A 13,270-nucleotide genomic window follows, 5' to 3' on the forward strand; every position below is an offset into this window, starting at 1 on the left:
CGAGAAGACCGTCAAAAACTACGTCTCCGCGCTGCTCAACAAGCTCGGCCTCGAACGCCGCGTCCAAGCGGCCGTGTTCGCCACCGAAGTACAGAAGATGCGCGACCAGCCGTAAGGGACGCACCGCATCGCTCCGACGAAACCGGCCGACGGGCCTGCACGTGCGCATGACAGGGCACCGCAGTCCCTCCTGCGCAGCGCGAACGGCCGGCCGCTTCACCGATCCGTGTGCAGGAGACGCCGGGTCTGGGCGGCGATCTCGACGTCCTCCCGGGCTGTCACCACCAAGGCGCGGGTGTCGCCTCCCACAGCGGAGATGTCCGCGTCGGACCCTGCGCGGGTGTTGGCTTCCGGGTCGATTCCGACGCCGATGAAGCCGAGGCGCGCGATCGACGCCGCGCGGATGGCGGCGTCGTGCTCGCCCACACCGCCGGTGAACACCAGAGCGTCCAGACCACCGAGTGCAACGGCCATTGCGGCGATGTGGGTGCCGATGCGGTAGGCGTAGGTCTTGCGCGCCAGAACGGCCGCCTCCTCGCCGTTGTCCGCGGCTTCGCGGATCAGACGCATATCCCCTCCCCGACCGGCGAGAGCGGTCAAACCGGAGTGGTGTTCCAGCGCGTCCTCCATTTCGTCGAGTCCGACGCCATGGCGTAGCAACCACACCAGCAGACCCGGATCGACGTCGCCTGGGCGGGTGGCCATGACCAGGCCCTCGGTCGGGGTGAAGCCCATCGTCGTGTCCACCGAGACGCCGCCACGCACCGCGGCGAGGGAGGCGCCGGCCCCCAGATGGCAGGTGACCACGCGAGCCGATGTGGGATCGAGGCCCGCGAGTTCGGCGCCGCGGCGGGCGGCGTAGGCGTGTGAGAGGCCGTGGAAGCCGTAGCGGCGCAAGTTCCATTTGGTCCGCCATGCCTCGGGTAGCGCGTACGTCGCGGCGTGGGGCGGGATCGTGCGATGGAACGCGGTGTCGAAGCACGCCACGGCAGGCACCTCGGCAAGGGCTTCCCGCACCGCGTCGATCGCGGCCAGTGCCCGGTCCTGATGAAGCGGGGCCAACGGGGACAGGGCCGCGATGCGTGCGAGGACCGCCGGGGTGACGAGGGACGGTCCGCTGAAGTCGGCGCCGCCGTGGACCACGCGGTGCCCGACGGCGTCGACCGGCCCGGCGTTGCGCACGAATTCTGCGACGGCGCCCGGCGGAATCATGTCCGGGCAGAAGATGTCGGCCTGGGCGGACGCGACGCCGTCGGCGTCGACCACCGAGAGCTTGAGGCTGGACGAGCCGACGTTGACGACCAGGACGCGCGCGACGGTCAGTACCACGGTTCGTGCCTCTCCTCGGCCTCGGTCGCCCACTCGGCGGTGAGCTTGTCGGCGATGCCGCCGGCCCGCTTGTCGACCTCTTTCCAGTCCCGGAAGTCACCGAACCTGCCCCCGAACGCCCGCATGAACGGGCGTACGTACCAAGGAGTGTGCTCGCGCTCGAGGACGCCCGCGAAGGAGTGCATGTCGCGCGGGTTCACCACATCGCGGTCAGGGGCGACGGCCGGAGGAATCCGGGTGCGGGCCGCGAACCAGCATCCGCGGCGTCCGTGTCCGGCCGGCGCCATGCCGACGCTGAAAAGCCACACCGGCCGCTCGGCCAACAGTTGCGCGTGCCGGTGCAGGAACTCCGCGCCCTCGGGCAGCCAGTCGCCGTTGTGCACCGCGCTCCCGGCCACGACGGCATGGTAGTAGCCGACGTGTTGGACCGAACCGGCGTCGTGTACGTCGACGCAGTGGCCGTACTCGGCCAACCGCACCCCGATGCGCTGCGCGATCGANAGCCGACGTGTTGGACCGAACCGGCGTCGTGTACGTCGACGCAGTGGCCGTACTCGGCCAACCGCACCCCGATGCGCTGCGCGATCGACCGGGTGGAACCGTGGCAGGTCGCGTACGTGACGAGGACGAGCATGACCCACCTCCCGGGCGCGTCGGCTTCTTCACTTCCACTCTCGCGCGCGGTTCCCAGGCGCCGTAGGGCCGTTCGGCCCGGGGTGGCGCTCAGGATGACGAGGTCCTGCGGTGTTCCCAGTGCGTGAGGCAGTACAGAGGAACAGTCGGAGTACGGACGCGAGGAGGAATGATCGCAATGGCACGGCAGGACGATCGGCGCACGGACCGGCTTCGTCCCTCAGACCGGGCAAGGCCCCAAGCTCTTCGGGCACGAGACGCGCGGGACGATGCGCTTCAGGATGCGACGGCGAGAGGGGATGCCCTTCATGACGTCGGCACAGCACCTCCGCGGGTCGGCGGCGATGCCGCGCGCAGACGCCGTGTGATTCGTGTAGACGACAGGAGTCGGCCGGTGTTCCAGCCGGGCGCGACGGGATGTTCGGGCCGTATGGCCGCATACGTGGAGGCGCGGTGAGAAGTGTGAAGATCTCGAACACGGCCTGGTTGATCGAAGTGCCGGAAAGTGCCAGACGGGTGGTTCCTCGTCGAAAGGGCGGCGTCCGCGAGGACGCCGCCCTTTTCGCCGTGGCTGTGGTTCAGCCGCGTCGGCGGCGGGTCAGGAACAGCGCCGCGCCGCCCAGAAGGCAGGCCGCCGTGGCCGATCCGGCCAGCCAGCCCAGGGGCGCGGGGGTGCCTGCGGCTGCCAGGTGGCCGTCGCCGGGTCCGACGCCCGGACCGTCATCCATTCCCGGTTCCGAGGCTGATCCGGGGCCCGTACCCGGACCCGGCGGCACCCACGGGAACCCCGACCGCGTCGGATGCGTGGTCGTGGGCGGTACGGCCGTCGGCGTGGGGTGCGTGTGCGTCGGCCACGGCTTCCCTGTATGAGTGTGGCTGTGCGTCGGCCACGGCTTCCCCGTGTGAGTGTGGCTGTGCGTCGGCCACGGCGTGTGGGTCGGCTTCCCGGTGTGGGACGGGGTGGGGGTCGGTTGCGTGCAGGTGACGGTATTGGTGATCCCCATCCGCAGGTGCGCGGCCCGTACCTCGGCGGTGTGTGGGAGTGGGAAGTCGGTCTGTGTGCCGTCGACCGCGGTGACCCGCGACGAGTCCAGCGTGCAGCCGACGGCCAAGCGCACGGTCTCCGCCGCCGTTGCCTGCTGGCCGACCCGGTAGCCCGTCCGCGGCGTGCCCCACGGCTGCGGGGTGGCGCCGGCGGTTCCGGGGCCGGTCAGGGTGAGTGTGGCGTCGAAGCCCTCCGGCTGCGTGCCTTGGGGGTAGGCCTTGCCGTTGATCCGCCAGGTCTTGTCCACGGTGACGTCGGCGGCCTGGACGGTGCGGTTGTAGACCACGCAGCTGACCGCCTGGCTGGCGTCGAGGCCGATGGAGAATCCGGGGCGGCCCGCGGAGCCCGTGTTCGTCACGTCCACCGGGTTGCCTGTGCCGAGGTCGGTGCACACCGCGTTGCGGCCGTTCTGCGTGACGAGTTCGTGGTCGGTGTGCTGGGTTTCGGTGATGGTGAAGACGCCGTTGTCGACGGCGTTGAAGGACGGCTGGAACGCCACCGATCCGGTGCCGTCGTCTGTCGTGGTCTCGGTGGCGGGCATCCCGCCGATGCCGGTTGTCGCGGTGGACGCGTCGAACGTCCAGCCGGGACCGGCGTTGACCGCGCCCGTGGTGTCCTCGCCGGTGGTCCCTGCGGGGACGATCTGCTTGACCACCGAGATGCTGCCTTTGCACTGCGCCATCGCCAGATCGCGCAACTGCCCTCCCGCGGCGGCGAAGTCGGTCGTCTGGTAGTAGTCGGCGCCTCCCGCATTGGTCCCGTCGTAGGCGGTCGGGCCCGACAGCGCCCGCAGATTCAGCGCCGAGACGCCCTCCACGCCCTTGCCGACGCCGAGCGCCACGACGCGCGAGCCTTCCGCCTTGACGGCGTTGGCGGAGAAGATGCCGTTCTCCACGTCCCGGAAGTGCGTGTTGGAGCCGTCGCCTTGCGCGTTGTCGGCGAACCGCGTCGGGTTGCCGTCGGTGAGCACGATGACCGCCTCGTAGTGCTCGGCCGCCTGCGCGACCGCCCACAGGCCCTGGTCCCAGTTGGTGCCCCTGCCGAGCGTCCAATCCGCGTACTGGTTCTTGAACGCGGTCGCGCCGGCCTTCGTCGATACCGACTGCAACTCGGGGTGGTTGGCGGTCACACTCGTCGACGGCGACGCCTGGTCGAACGAGAACACCGCCATCCGCGACGGGGTCCCGGTCAGCGCGTCCGCGAACGTGTTCGCCGCTTCCTTCAGCTGCGGCAGCGCCGAGCCCACGGACGCCGACAAGTCGAGCACCAGGGCGACGTCCACACCGCAGTGCGCCGGCAGCCGCGGATTGTTCCGCGAGTTCTGCCAGACACCGCCGGACGCGGTGTAGTTCGAGCCGTACGTCGAACTCAGCATGAACCCGTCGGGACCGGAGACCGTTGACGCGTACGTGGTGCCGCCTGCCATGGCGGGCGTCTGGAACACGTACGCCGGGTCCTGGGAATTGCTCCCGCTGCCCGGCCCCACCCGCAGCCTGGGATTGGTGTACCAGCCGGCCGGCACACCGTCCGGCACCTGCCCGACCCAGAACCGGTGGCCCTCGTTCTCCTGCCCGCTTCCGGTGTCCGGGACGACGAACGAACAGTCCCCGTCGGCATCCGACGTACACACCGCCCACACCACGTCAACGGGCGGTCCGTTCTCCGGCTCGGCGAACAGCGCCAACCGCACCCCGGCCAACGGGCCCACGGACTGCGCCCCCGTACGGTCGCCGCCGACCTTGACAGTGATCACGGACGAGCCGGCCGACGGAGACGGCACCGACCGCGGCGCCGCGCGATCCGCCGAAGCGCCTTGCGGCGCCACCAGCGCCACAGTCGTCAGGCTCGCCACGGCGCACGCATACCAGCGAGCCCGGCGGGAGGACAGCAGCATGGGACTTGGCATGCCACCACCATTGATGAAGAAATATGACAAGTCATAGATATGTCGATCGACACCCGGTAACGCCACCCGATTGCCGGAAGGGTGACGGCGACAAGATCCGCCGGATCAGCCCAGGTCTGAGGTAAACGTCTCCGAGCGGAGCGCGTTGGGGGCAGCCGCCGGGGCCGGCATCACATCAGCCCTTTGGTGTGCGTGCTGTCGGGGGCAGGCGGTGCACGCGCCCGGCTCTCATGACGAAGTCGACGCGTCCGGTCATGGAGATGTCATCGAACGGATTGCCTGGCATGGCGACGAGGTCGGCCGTGCGGCCTTCGGCGGGTGAAGTCCAGATCCGAGTCCGCCACACCATTTGTGCGGCTCGAATGCCATGGGCTCCCACGCATGCAGCAGGCGCAGATCGATTCCCCGCAGGACGACTTCGTCGGCGGCCCAATCGACAGCATGCTGTGCGAAGTTCGACCCGTCGACGCCGCAGGCCACGTGCCCGGCAGCGGGGAGGGAATCGGTGGCCATCGGCTTGCTCCTCAGGTCGGCTGTCCTGGGCGGCCGAGGACGCCGCTTTCACACCGTCTCGCCGCGTCCGTCGCTTGTCATGGGCCGTTCGGCCCTGTGCGCGGACGCATGGTTGGCCCGACGGTGGAGGGGTGATTCGGCGCGTTGCCAATTCGGCCGGAAAGAGGAGGCCATCATGAACGCGCATGTACAGCCGCCGCCCACCGTGGGTGCGGTGATGCACAGCCCGGTGGTGTCCGTCGCTGCGGACGATTCGCTGTGGACGGCCGTCGATGTGATGCTCAGCCGAGGTCTCCGACATCTCGTCGTGGTGCACGGCGAGACTGCGAAAGGCGTGCTCGTCGACCGTGACCTTGCTGCCGTTTGGGCGATGAATCCCCTCGGTCTGAAGCATCGGAAGGCAGTTGACGCCATCTCGCCGGTTCCGGCGTTCCTCGGGCCCGAGACTGATGTGGTCACTGCCGCGGTACGCATGCGAAGTCTGGGGGCTGACGCTCTTGTGGTCGTGGATGCAGAGCAGCGGCCCATCGGCATGGTGACCGACCACGATCTCCTTGGTGTGCTGGCCGGCCTGCTCGGCGGGGAGGAAGCCGGCGGCGCTTCCCCGCGCTACCACGGTTACCGGCACCCGATCCTGCTACCGGACTGAGGAGGTATCGGTCATGGCGGTGCTGCCTCCCGGTCCCACGGCCTGGGGCCGGGTGGCGGCCCGAGGGCCGTTCGGCCCTGTGTGCCGGACGTGTCGCCGGGCGACGATCGGCGGATGCGAAGGAATGCGGAGGGGTCCGGCGAGACCGGGCGAGCGGAGATTGTCGAGCTGGAGCGCGCCGAGGCGCTGGCGCTGCTGGCGAGCGTGGACGTCGGGCGGGTGGTCTTCTCGCACGAAGCGCTTCCGGCGGTCAGGCCGGTCACCTTCGTACTGGTGGATTCGGCGGTGGTCTTTCGCGTGAGCCACGACTCAACGCTGGCCCGGACTCTCAGGGGAAACGTCGTGGCTTTCGAGGCCGACGACCTCGATCGAGGATGCCGGACGGGCTGGAGTGTCGTGGTCACCGGGCTGGCCGAGCTCGTGGAACCTGGTACCGAACACGACCGGATCACCGGTGCGCTGCCCGAGCCTTGGGCGCCCGGTGTGCATGACCGTGTCGTCCGCATACAGGCCCAACTGGTGAGCGGACGCCGGATACGCCGTATCGGTGGTAATGCTCCCGGCGGAGACGGGTGTCAGACCCCGGTCGGGCCCGTGTCGGGGTAAGGCGCGCGCCAGAACAGCAAGGTTCCCGGAGCGTCGCCGCGTGCGGTCACCTCGAAGTCACCGCCCAGTTCGGCCGCGCGCGCCGCCAGGTTTCCCAGGCCACTGGAGCGAGTTCGGTCAGTGGGAATTCCGACCCCGTTGTCGGTGACCGTGACAACCGCCTCGGTCGATCGGGCCTCCAGGGAGACCTCGACGCGCGTCGCCTTCGCGTGCCGCGCGGCGTTGGAGAGGGCCTCTCGCAGCACCGCGAGAACGTGTTCCCCGAGCTCTTCAGGCAGCGCGGTGTCGAGCAGACCCTCCAGGCGCAGGGTCGGTGCGAACCCGAGCTGTTCGGCGGTCTGGTCGGCGAGTTGCAGGACACGGGCGCGCAAGCCGGTGGCCTGGCCTCGCTCACGAGCTTTGAGCGAGAAGATCGTGGAGCGGATGAGGCGGATCGTCTCGTCGAGGTCGTCGACGGTCTTCATGATCATGTCGGCGGCGTCCTTGCGGCCGACTATCCGGGTGACGCCCTGGAGGGTCATGCCGGATGCGAACAGCCGCTGGATGGCCACGTCGTGCAGGTCGCGGGCGATGCGGTCACGGTCCTGGAACACGGTCAGCAGCTCGGCCTCGCGCCGCCGCTCCGCCACCTCCAGGGCCAGCGCCGCGTGTCCGGCGAAACCGGTGACCATGGCGATGCTCGTCTCGGAGAAGACCGGTCGTCCTGCCTGCGACATCACCTGCAAGACGCCTCGGACGTGCTCAGCGGTGCCCAGTGGCAGCATGAAGCCGGGACCGAAGCCGCCGTAGATGTCGCCGACCCCGGCGTCCCGGACGCGGGGATCCGCGGACAGGTTGTCGGAGACGGCGGTCTCGCCGGAGCTGAAGACCTTGCCGGCCAGCGTGGCCCCGCCGTTGAGGACGAGGCCGCGGACCGCGTCGGCCTGTTCGCCGTCCGCGGCGTCCACGACCAAGTCCTCGGTGCCGGGCACCGGCACGGCGATCGTGACCAGGTCGGCACCGGCCATCTCCCGCACGGTCGCGGCGAAGGCCCGAAGCGCGTCGGAGGGCGCCGCTCCCGAGAGCAGGCTGCGGGTCAGTTCGGATGCGGCGGTCAGCCACTGCTCGCGGCGCTTGGCCTGGTCGTACAGCCGGGCGTTGTCGATCGCGACGCCCGCGGCCGCGGCAAGAGTGCGTAGGACGGCTTCGTCATCCTCGTCGAAGTCCGCTCCGCCGCGCTTCTCCGTCAGGTAGAGGTTGCCGAAGACCTCGTCGCGGATGCGGATCGGCACGCCGAGGAAGGTATGCATCGGCGGGTGATTGGCCGGAAAGCCGTAGGAATCCGCGTGCTCGGAGATCTCGTGCAGACGGATGGGGTGCGGGTCGCGGATGACGAGTCCGAGGATGCCGCGTCCGGACGGGAACGGCCCGATCTTGGCGATGGTCTCGGCATCCATCCCGACCGGGAGGAAGCGGGCGAGGCGTTCCTCGTCCCCGATGACCCCGAGGGCTCCGTACTGGGCGTCGACCAGCGCGATCGCGGACTCGACGATGCGCCGCAGCACAGTCTCCAGATCGAGGTCGCTGCCGACTGCAAGGACGGCTTCCAGAAGGGTGTGAACGCGGTCGCGCGTGGCGCGGACGACGCCGATGTGTGCCTGCAACTCGTCCAGCAGCTCGTCCAACCGCATACGCGGGATCGGTGCGCTTCCGCGTGGCGCAGTCGGTTCGGCTTCGTCCGGCATGACTCTCCCCAGGCGGCAGCGGCCGCTTCGATCGCCTTGAGGCAGCCGTTGCTCCCATTGTGCCTACGGGGCGGTGCCTCTGGCGATTGAGACACTCCATGTGCGAGGGCCCGTTCCGGTGGACGGGGCCCATTCATCACGGCATCGCCAGATATGGGTCACAGTCGAGCGCCCCAGTCCTCGGCGGTCAAGCGGTGTGCGTCCAAATTGGCGCGACACGCTCCCAGTCGCGAGCCCGTGCGTGAGCGCGTGTAAACGGTGTGCTCCGCGGCGTAGACGACGAGCAGCACTCCGAATCCTCCTAGGTGCCGGACGAGCGCACGGCCGCGTAGTCGGTGCGTATGGTGACGTTCTGCTCTGGCGCTCATGGGAGAACTCCGCTCGGCTGCGCCGTCGCAAGGCAGTAGTCGGTCGTGAATTCCGGAGCCATGGCTCAGATGCCCGGATCGGCGGACCGATGACTCGTCGAGCCGACAGCGGGTACGCCACCATCGGTTGTGCCCCGCCGGAGCCCGGTGGGCTCTGGCGGGGCGGTGACTTGCGTCTCTGCGTCACCGAAGCCAGGGGTTGCGCCGGACGATCGGGAGCTTGGCCCACCGATCGCCGAGGCCGTAGCGGCTGCCGGTGGCGACGGCGGCGAGTGCGATGAGCGCGAGTGCGTATATGACGTGGTAGTCGGCGAAGGGGTTCGTGGACATGGTGGCTTCGCCGGAGTCGTTGTGCTTGGCGGGCGGCCATTCGGCGATCCACATCAGCGCCATCATCACGGTGCCGGAGACGGCGGCGATGCGCAGGCCGATGCCGAGGGTCACGGCGACGCCGATGCCGAGGAGGCCCATCATGAACATCCAGTCGGCCCAGGTGTCTCCAGCCCAGCCGCGCAGGGTCGACGCCATCGGTCCGACGTCGACGTGGGAGAGGAAGCCCATGGTGGGCGAGCCGCCGTCGACCCAGGCATTGGCGGACTTGGTGGCGTAGCCAAAGCCGAACGCCTTGTCCAGGAACGCCCACAGGAACACGAAGCCGAGGATGACGCGCAGTCCCGCGAGTGCGGCCTCGCGGACGCCGGGCGTGGACAGCGTCGCGACCCGCGCGCCCGCCGGGGTGGTGCGGCTACGGAGGCGGGGCAGGTGCAGCCCGCCGGTGAAGCGGGAGGTGTGCGGCGCGGCCATGATGGTTCCCCCTTGTGGGTGGGCCGCTGGATCACAGGGTCAGCGGCCGCCGGCATACGAGACGAGATTGCTGGGAAGATCGGTGCGAGCCGGACCTTCAGCGGTGTTCTGCGTGCTTTCCGCGGTGCCGCCGGAACGGTCGGCCCAGCGCGGCGGCCGTCAGGACTGCGGCGATCGCACCGCAGGCGATGACCAGGACGAAGACGGTCCAGAAGTACGTGTCGAGGACGAACACGGCGGACCTCCTTCAGGCTTCAGGTGCGGTCGAAGCGGGCGTTGCGCTTGCCTTCTCGCGTAAACACCATCCCGTGCAGGGGAGTTCACCCCCAGGGCCGGGAAGCCCGACCGGGCGGGTCTAATGGCCGGTTGGTTCGGTGCCGGCCCACTGCCAGCCGCTGATCTCGGGCATGTCCTCGCCGTGTTCCCGGATCCAGGCGTGGTGGCGGACGCGCATGTCGAGCATCAGCTGCCTTATAGCGGCTGCCTTTCCGCCGAGTGACGGCACGCGGTCGATCACGTCCACGACGCGCTGGAAGCGGTCCATGTCATTGAGGACGACCATGTCGAAGGGGGTCGTCGTGGTGCCGAACTCCTTGTAGCCGCGCACGTGGAGCTGGTCGTGGTTCGCCCGCCGGTAGGTGAGCCGGTGGATGAGCCACGGGTATCCGTGATAGGCGAAGATGACCGGGACGTCGGTGCCGAACAGCGCGTCGTACTCGGCGTCGGGCATACCGTGCGGATGCTCCTCGTGGGGAAGCAGACGCATCAGGTCGACCACGTTGACCACCCGCACCCGCAACTCGGGCAGGTGACGGCGCAGCAGGCCGACGGCGGCGAGGGTCTCCAGCGTCGGGACGTCCCCCGCACAGGCGAGCACGACATGCGGGGTGCCTTCGTCGTTGGAGGCGAAGTCCCAGATCCCGGCGCCGCGCGCGCAGTGCAGACGGGCGTCGTCGATGTCCAACCAGTTCGGGGACGGCTGCTTGCCGGCGACGACGACGTTGACCAGGCCGCGGCGGTTCAGCACGTGCTCGGCGGTGACCAGGAGGGTGTTGGCGTCCGGCGGGAAGTAGACGCGGACGACCTCGGGTCGTTTGTTGACGACGTGGTCGACGAAGCCGGGGTCCTGGTGTGAGAAGCCGTTGTTGTCCTGCCGCCACACGTGCGAGGTCAGCAGGTAGTTGAGCGAGGCGATCGGCGGACGCCAATCGAGTTTCGCCGACTCGTGCAGCCATTTGGCGTGCTGGTTGAACATCGAGGACACGATGTGGGTGAAGGCTTCGTAGGTGGAGAAGACGCCGTGGCGGCCGGTGAGCAGGTATCCCTCCAGCCAGCCTTGGCAGGTGTGTTCGGAGAGCATCTCCATCACCCGGCCGTCGCCCGCGAGATGTTGGTCGACGTCGAGGAACGGGCCCTGCCATGCCTTCGGGCTGGCTTCGTACACGGCGCCGAGCCGGTTCGACTCCGTCTCGTCCGGTCCGAACACCCGGAAGTCACGTCGCGTGGCGCTGGCGGCCATGACGTCGCGCAGCCATTCGCCGAGCGCGCGGGTCGGCTCGGACATGATCGCGCCGGGTTCCTCGACCTTGACGGCATATCCGTGCACGTCCGGGAGCGGCAGCGCGCGCAGCAGAGTGCCGCCGTTGGCGTGCGGGACCGCCCCGAGCCGTGCCTGACCGGAGGGCACATTGGCCAAGACCTCCGGCAGCGGCCGACCATCGGTGCCGAACAGCTCGTGGGGCCGGTAGGAACTCAGCCACCTTCCCAACTGCGCCAAGTGATCCCGGTTTTCGCGGACGCCCGTCAAGGGCACCTGGTGCGACCGCCACGTCCCCTCGACCTGGACGCCGTCGACCTCGTGCGGCCCGGTCCAGCCCTTGGGCGTGCGCAGCACGATCATCGGCCAGCGCGGACGACCGCTCGCGCCGCCGGACCGGGCCGCCTCCTGGATCCGCGTGATCTCGTCCAGCGCCCTGTCCAAGGCTCGTGCGAAGGCGGCGTGCACCGAGTCCGGGTCGTCACCTTCGACGTGGACCGGGTCCCAGCCGTACCCGGTGAGCAGCGCGTCCAGCTCCTCGCGCGGCAGCCGGGCGAGGAGCGTCGGGTTGGCGATCTTCCAGCCGTTCAGGTGCAGGATCGGCAGCACCGCGCCGTCGGTCACCGGACTCAGGAACTTGGTGCTGTGCCACGATGTGGCCAGCGGCCCGGTCTCCGCCTCGCCGTCGCCCACCACGCACGCCACGACCAGGTCCGGGTTGTCGAACGCCGCACCGAAGGCGTGCGACAGGCTGTATCCGAGCTCGCCGCCCTCGTGGATCGAGCCGGGGACCACCGGTGCGATGTGGCTGGGCACGCCACCGGGGAAGGAGAACTGCCGGAACAGCGTGCGCATGCCGTCGGCGTCGCGCGGCACGTCCGGGTACCGCTCGCTGTACGTGCCGTCCAGCCACGCCCCGGCGAGCGCCGCCGGCCCCCCGTGCCCAGGCCCGGTGACGTGCATCAGCGACGTTCCGCGCTTGCGGATCACCCGGTTGAGGTGCGCATAGACCAGGTTCAGGCCCGGCGTGGTGCCCCAGTGGCCCAGCAGTCGCGGCTTGACGTGCTCAGGCCGCAGAGGCTCGGTCAGCAGCGGATTGTCCATCAGGTAGATCTGCCCGACCGCAAGATAGTTCGCGGCCCGCCACCACGCCTTCACGGCACGTAGGTCGGCGGTGTGGGCATCGGTCACCGGGACGAGGTCCGTCATGGCTTCCCCTCGGAAGTCGCGCGGCGCCGGCATCCCGGCGCCTCGAAGCGCCTTCTTCGACGCTGCCGTGCGACCGGGAGGAACGGCAGGGCCGAATGGCCCTGTAACCGAACTGCCCGGTGCGGGAGCCTCGAAGACAGGCGGCAGACGCCCTGTCGTCCCCATATTTCGGAGATCGTTATGAAGACCACCGCACAGCGTCCGCAAGACACACAGAGCGTGAGGACCGAGCTGCCCACGGTCGCTTCGGTGATGACGGGCCCTGCTGTCGCGGTCGACGTCCAGGACTCCCTGTGGACCGCGATGGACATCATGCTCACCCGCGGGCTGCGCCACCTCGTCGTCACCCGCCAGGGCATCGCCCGGGGCGTCCTGTCCGACCGCGACCTGGCCGCCGTCTGGGCGACAGATCCGCTCGGCCTGAAGAACCGCCGCGCCGAGCACGCCCTCGGTCCCGCCCAAAGTTTCATCGGTCCGGACATCGACGTCGTCACGGCGGCCACGCGGATGCGCCGGCTCGGCGTGGACGCGCTGGTCGTCGTCGAGTCGACGCTCGTACCCCTCGGCGTGGTCACCGACCACGACCTCCTCGGTGTCCTCACCGCGCTGCTGCGCGATGACGCCTGACGCACCGACGCACCGCCTGGGAGACTGGAATCCTCCGCAGCGGAGGAAGAGAAGAGCCCACCATGACGTCCCCGAACACCCCCATTCGCGTGTTCCTCCTCGACGACCACGAGATCGTCCGCCGCGGCTTGGCCGACCTGCTTGGCGCCGAGTCGGACATCGAGGTCGTCGGTGAATCGGCGTCCGCGGAGGAGGCCGTGCGCCGTATCCCCGCGCTCAACCCCGACGTCGCGGTCTTGGACGGTCGTCTGCCGGACGGCAGCGGCATCGACGTGTGCCGCGAGGTCCGCTCCCGCTTCCCGCACATCCAGGCGCTCATC

General features: G+C 69.5%; 13 protein-coding genes. 5 read left to right on the top strand and 8 right to left on the bottom strand.

Annotation, left to right across the window (positions count from 1 at the left end; translation table 11 throughout):
- On the top strand, positions 1 to 115 hold a 115-nt coding region (locus ACRX5S_RS40685), incomplete at its 5' end, for a LuxR C-terminal-related transcriptional regulator (protein ID WP_436778351.1).
- Positions 116 to 216: 101 nt separating this feature from the next.
- On the opposite strand, the gene ACRX5S_RS40690 is transcribed toward ACRX5S_RS40685, so the two are convergent.
- The 4 genes from ACRX5S_RS40690 to ACRX5S_RS40705 form a co-directional block, all read right to left on the bottom strand.
- Positions 217 to 1,329, bottom strand: coding sequence for an acetate/propionate family kinase (locus ACRX5S_RS40690; protein ID WP_436778339.1), 1,113 nt, complete (start codon positions 1,327 to 1,329; stop codon positions 217 to 219).
- Complete coding sequence (locus tag ACRX5S_RS40695; protein WP_436778340.1) at positions 1,320 to 1,970, bottom strand: flavodoxin domain-containing protein; 651 nt, start codon at positions 1,968 to 1,970, stop codon at positions 1,320 to 1,322. The genes ACRX5S_RS40690 and ACRX5S_RS40695 overlap by 10 nt, the downstream gene beginning before the upstream one ends.
- A 570-nt stretch (positions 1,971 to 2,540) precedes the next feature.
- Positions 2,541 to 4,760: a vWA domain-containing protein gene (locus ACRX5S_RS40700; protein WP_436778341.1), complete on the bottom strand. Its 2,220-nt coding sequence runs from the start codon at positions 4,758 to 4,760 to the stop codon at positions 2,541 to 2,543.
- Between the two features lie 405 nt (positions 4,761 to 5,165).
- Complete coding sequence (locus ACRX5S_RS40705; RefSeq protein WP_436778342.1) at positions 5,166 to 5,426, bottom strand: universal stress protein; 261 nt, start codon at positions 5,424 to 5,426, stop codon at positions 5,166 to 5,168.
- 175 nt (positions 5,427 to 5,601) lie between these two features.
- Between ACRX5S_RS40705 and ACRX5S_RS40710 the strand changes: the two genes are divergently transcribed.
- Both ACRX5S_RS40710 and ACRX5S_RS40715 read left to right on the top strand, forming a co-directional pair.
- Positions 5,602 to 6,075 carry a CBS domain-containing protein gene (locus ACRX5S_RS40710; protein WP_436778343.1) on the top strand — a complete coding sequence of 158 codons (474 nt, stop codon included), beginning with the start codon at positions 5,602 to 5,604 and terminating at the stop codon, positions 6,073 to 6,075.
- 81 nt (positions 6,076 to 6,156) lie between these two features.
- A complete protein-coding gene (locus tag ACRX5S_RS40715) occupies positions 6,157 to 6,681 on the top strand; it encodes a pyridoxamine 5'-phosphate oxidase family protein (protein WP_436778344.1) in 525 nt (174 codons plus the stop codon).
- On the opposite strand, the gene ACRX5S_RS40720 is transcribed toward ACRX5S_RS40715, so the two are convergent.
- The 4 genes from ACRX5S_RS40720 to ACRX5S_RS40735 all read right to left on the bottom strand — a co-directional run bounded on the left by ACRX5S_RS40720 (position 6,651) and on the right by ACRX5S_RS40735 (position 12,323).
- On the bottom strand, positions 6,651 to 8,351 hold the full coding sequence (locus tag ACRX5S_RS40720; RefSeq protein WP_436778345.1) for a GAF domain-containing protein: 1,701 nt from the start codon (positions 8,349 to 8,351) through the stop codon (positions 6,651 to 6,653). The genes ACRX5S_RS40715 and ACRX5S_RS40720 overlap by 31 nt on opposite strands.
- Before the next feature lie 605 nt (positions 8,352 to 8,956).
- Positions 8,957 to 9,577 (bottom strand): hypothetical protein, encoded by a 621-nt coding sequence (locus ACRX5S_RS40725; RefSeq protein ID WP_436778346.1) that lies wholly within the window; start codon positions 9,575 to 9,577, stop codon positions 8,957 to 8,959.
- Between the two features lie 97 nt (positions 9,578 to 9,674).
- On the bottom strand, positions 9,675 to 9,812 hold the full coding sequence (locus ACRX5S_RS40730) for a hypothetical protein (protein WP_436778347.1): 138 nt from the start codon (positions 9,810 to 9,812) through the stop codon (positions 9,675 to 9,677).
- Positions 9,813 to 9,932: 120 nt separating this feature from the next.
- Positions 9,933 to 12,323 (bottom strand): phosphoketolase family protein, encoded by a 2,391-nt coding sequence (locus ACRX5S_RS40735; protein ID WP_436778348.1) that lies wholly within the window; start codon positions 12,321 to 12,323, stop codon positions 9,933 to 9,935.
- A gap of 219 nt (positions 12,324 to 12,542) precedes the next feature.
- Here ACRX5S_RS40735 and ACRX5S_RS40740 point away from each other — a divergent pair, with 219 nt between their 5' ends.
- Together ACRX5S_RS40740 and ACRX5S_RS40745 are read left to right on the top strand one after the other, a co-directional pair.
- Positions 12,543 to 12,950 carry a CBS domain-containing protein gene (locus ACRX5S_RS40740; RefSeq protein WP_436778349.1) on the top strand — a complete coding sequence of 136 codons (408 nt, stop codon included), beginning with the start codon at positions 12,543 to 12,545 and terminating at the stop codon, positions 12,948 to 12,950.
- A 62-nt stretch (positions 12,951 to 13,012) separates the two neighbouring features.
- Positions 13,013 to 13,270: response regulator (locus ACRX5S_RS40745; protein ID WP_436778350.1), on the top strand; the 258-nt coding region annotated here is incomplete at its 3' end.

This window comes from Yinghuangia sp. YIM S09857 (genome assembly GCF_051388915.1).
Classification (GTDB): domain Bacteria; phylum Actinomycetota; class Actinomycetes; order Streptomycetales; family Streptomycetaceae; genus Yinghuangia.

What these genes read in the sequence shown, in the direction of transcription:
- ACRX5S_RS40705 (WP_436778342.1), bottom strand. Translation starts at nt 5,426, where the DNA reads ATGGCCACCGATTCCCTCCCCGCTGCCGGGCACGTGGCCTGCGGCGTC.
- ACRX5S_RS40710 (WP_436778343.1), top strand. Translation starts at nt 5,602, where the DNA reads ATGAACGCGCATGTACAGCCGCCGCCCACCGTGGGTGCGGTGATGCAC.
- ACRX5S_RS40720 (WP_436778345.1), bottom strand. Translation starts at nt 8,351, where the DNA reads ATGCGGTTGGACGAGCTGCTGGACGAGTTGCAGGCACACATCGGCGTC.
- ACRX5S_RS40725 (WP_436778346.1), bottom strand. Translation starts at nt 9,577, where the DNA reads ATGGCCGCGCCGCACACCTCCCGCTTCACCGGCGGGCTGCACCTGCCC.
- ACRX5S_RS40735 (WP_436778348.1), bottom strand. Translation starts at nt 12,323, where the DNA reads ATGACGGACCTCGTCCCGGTGACCGATGCCCACACCGCCGACCTACGT.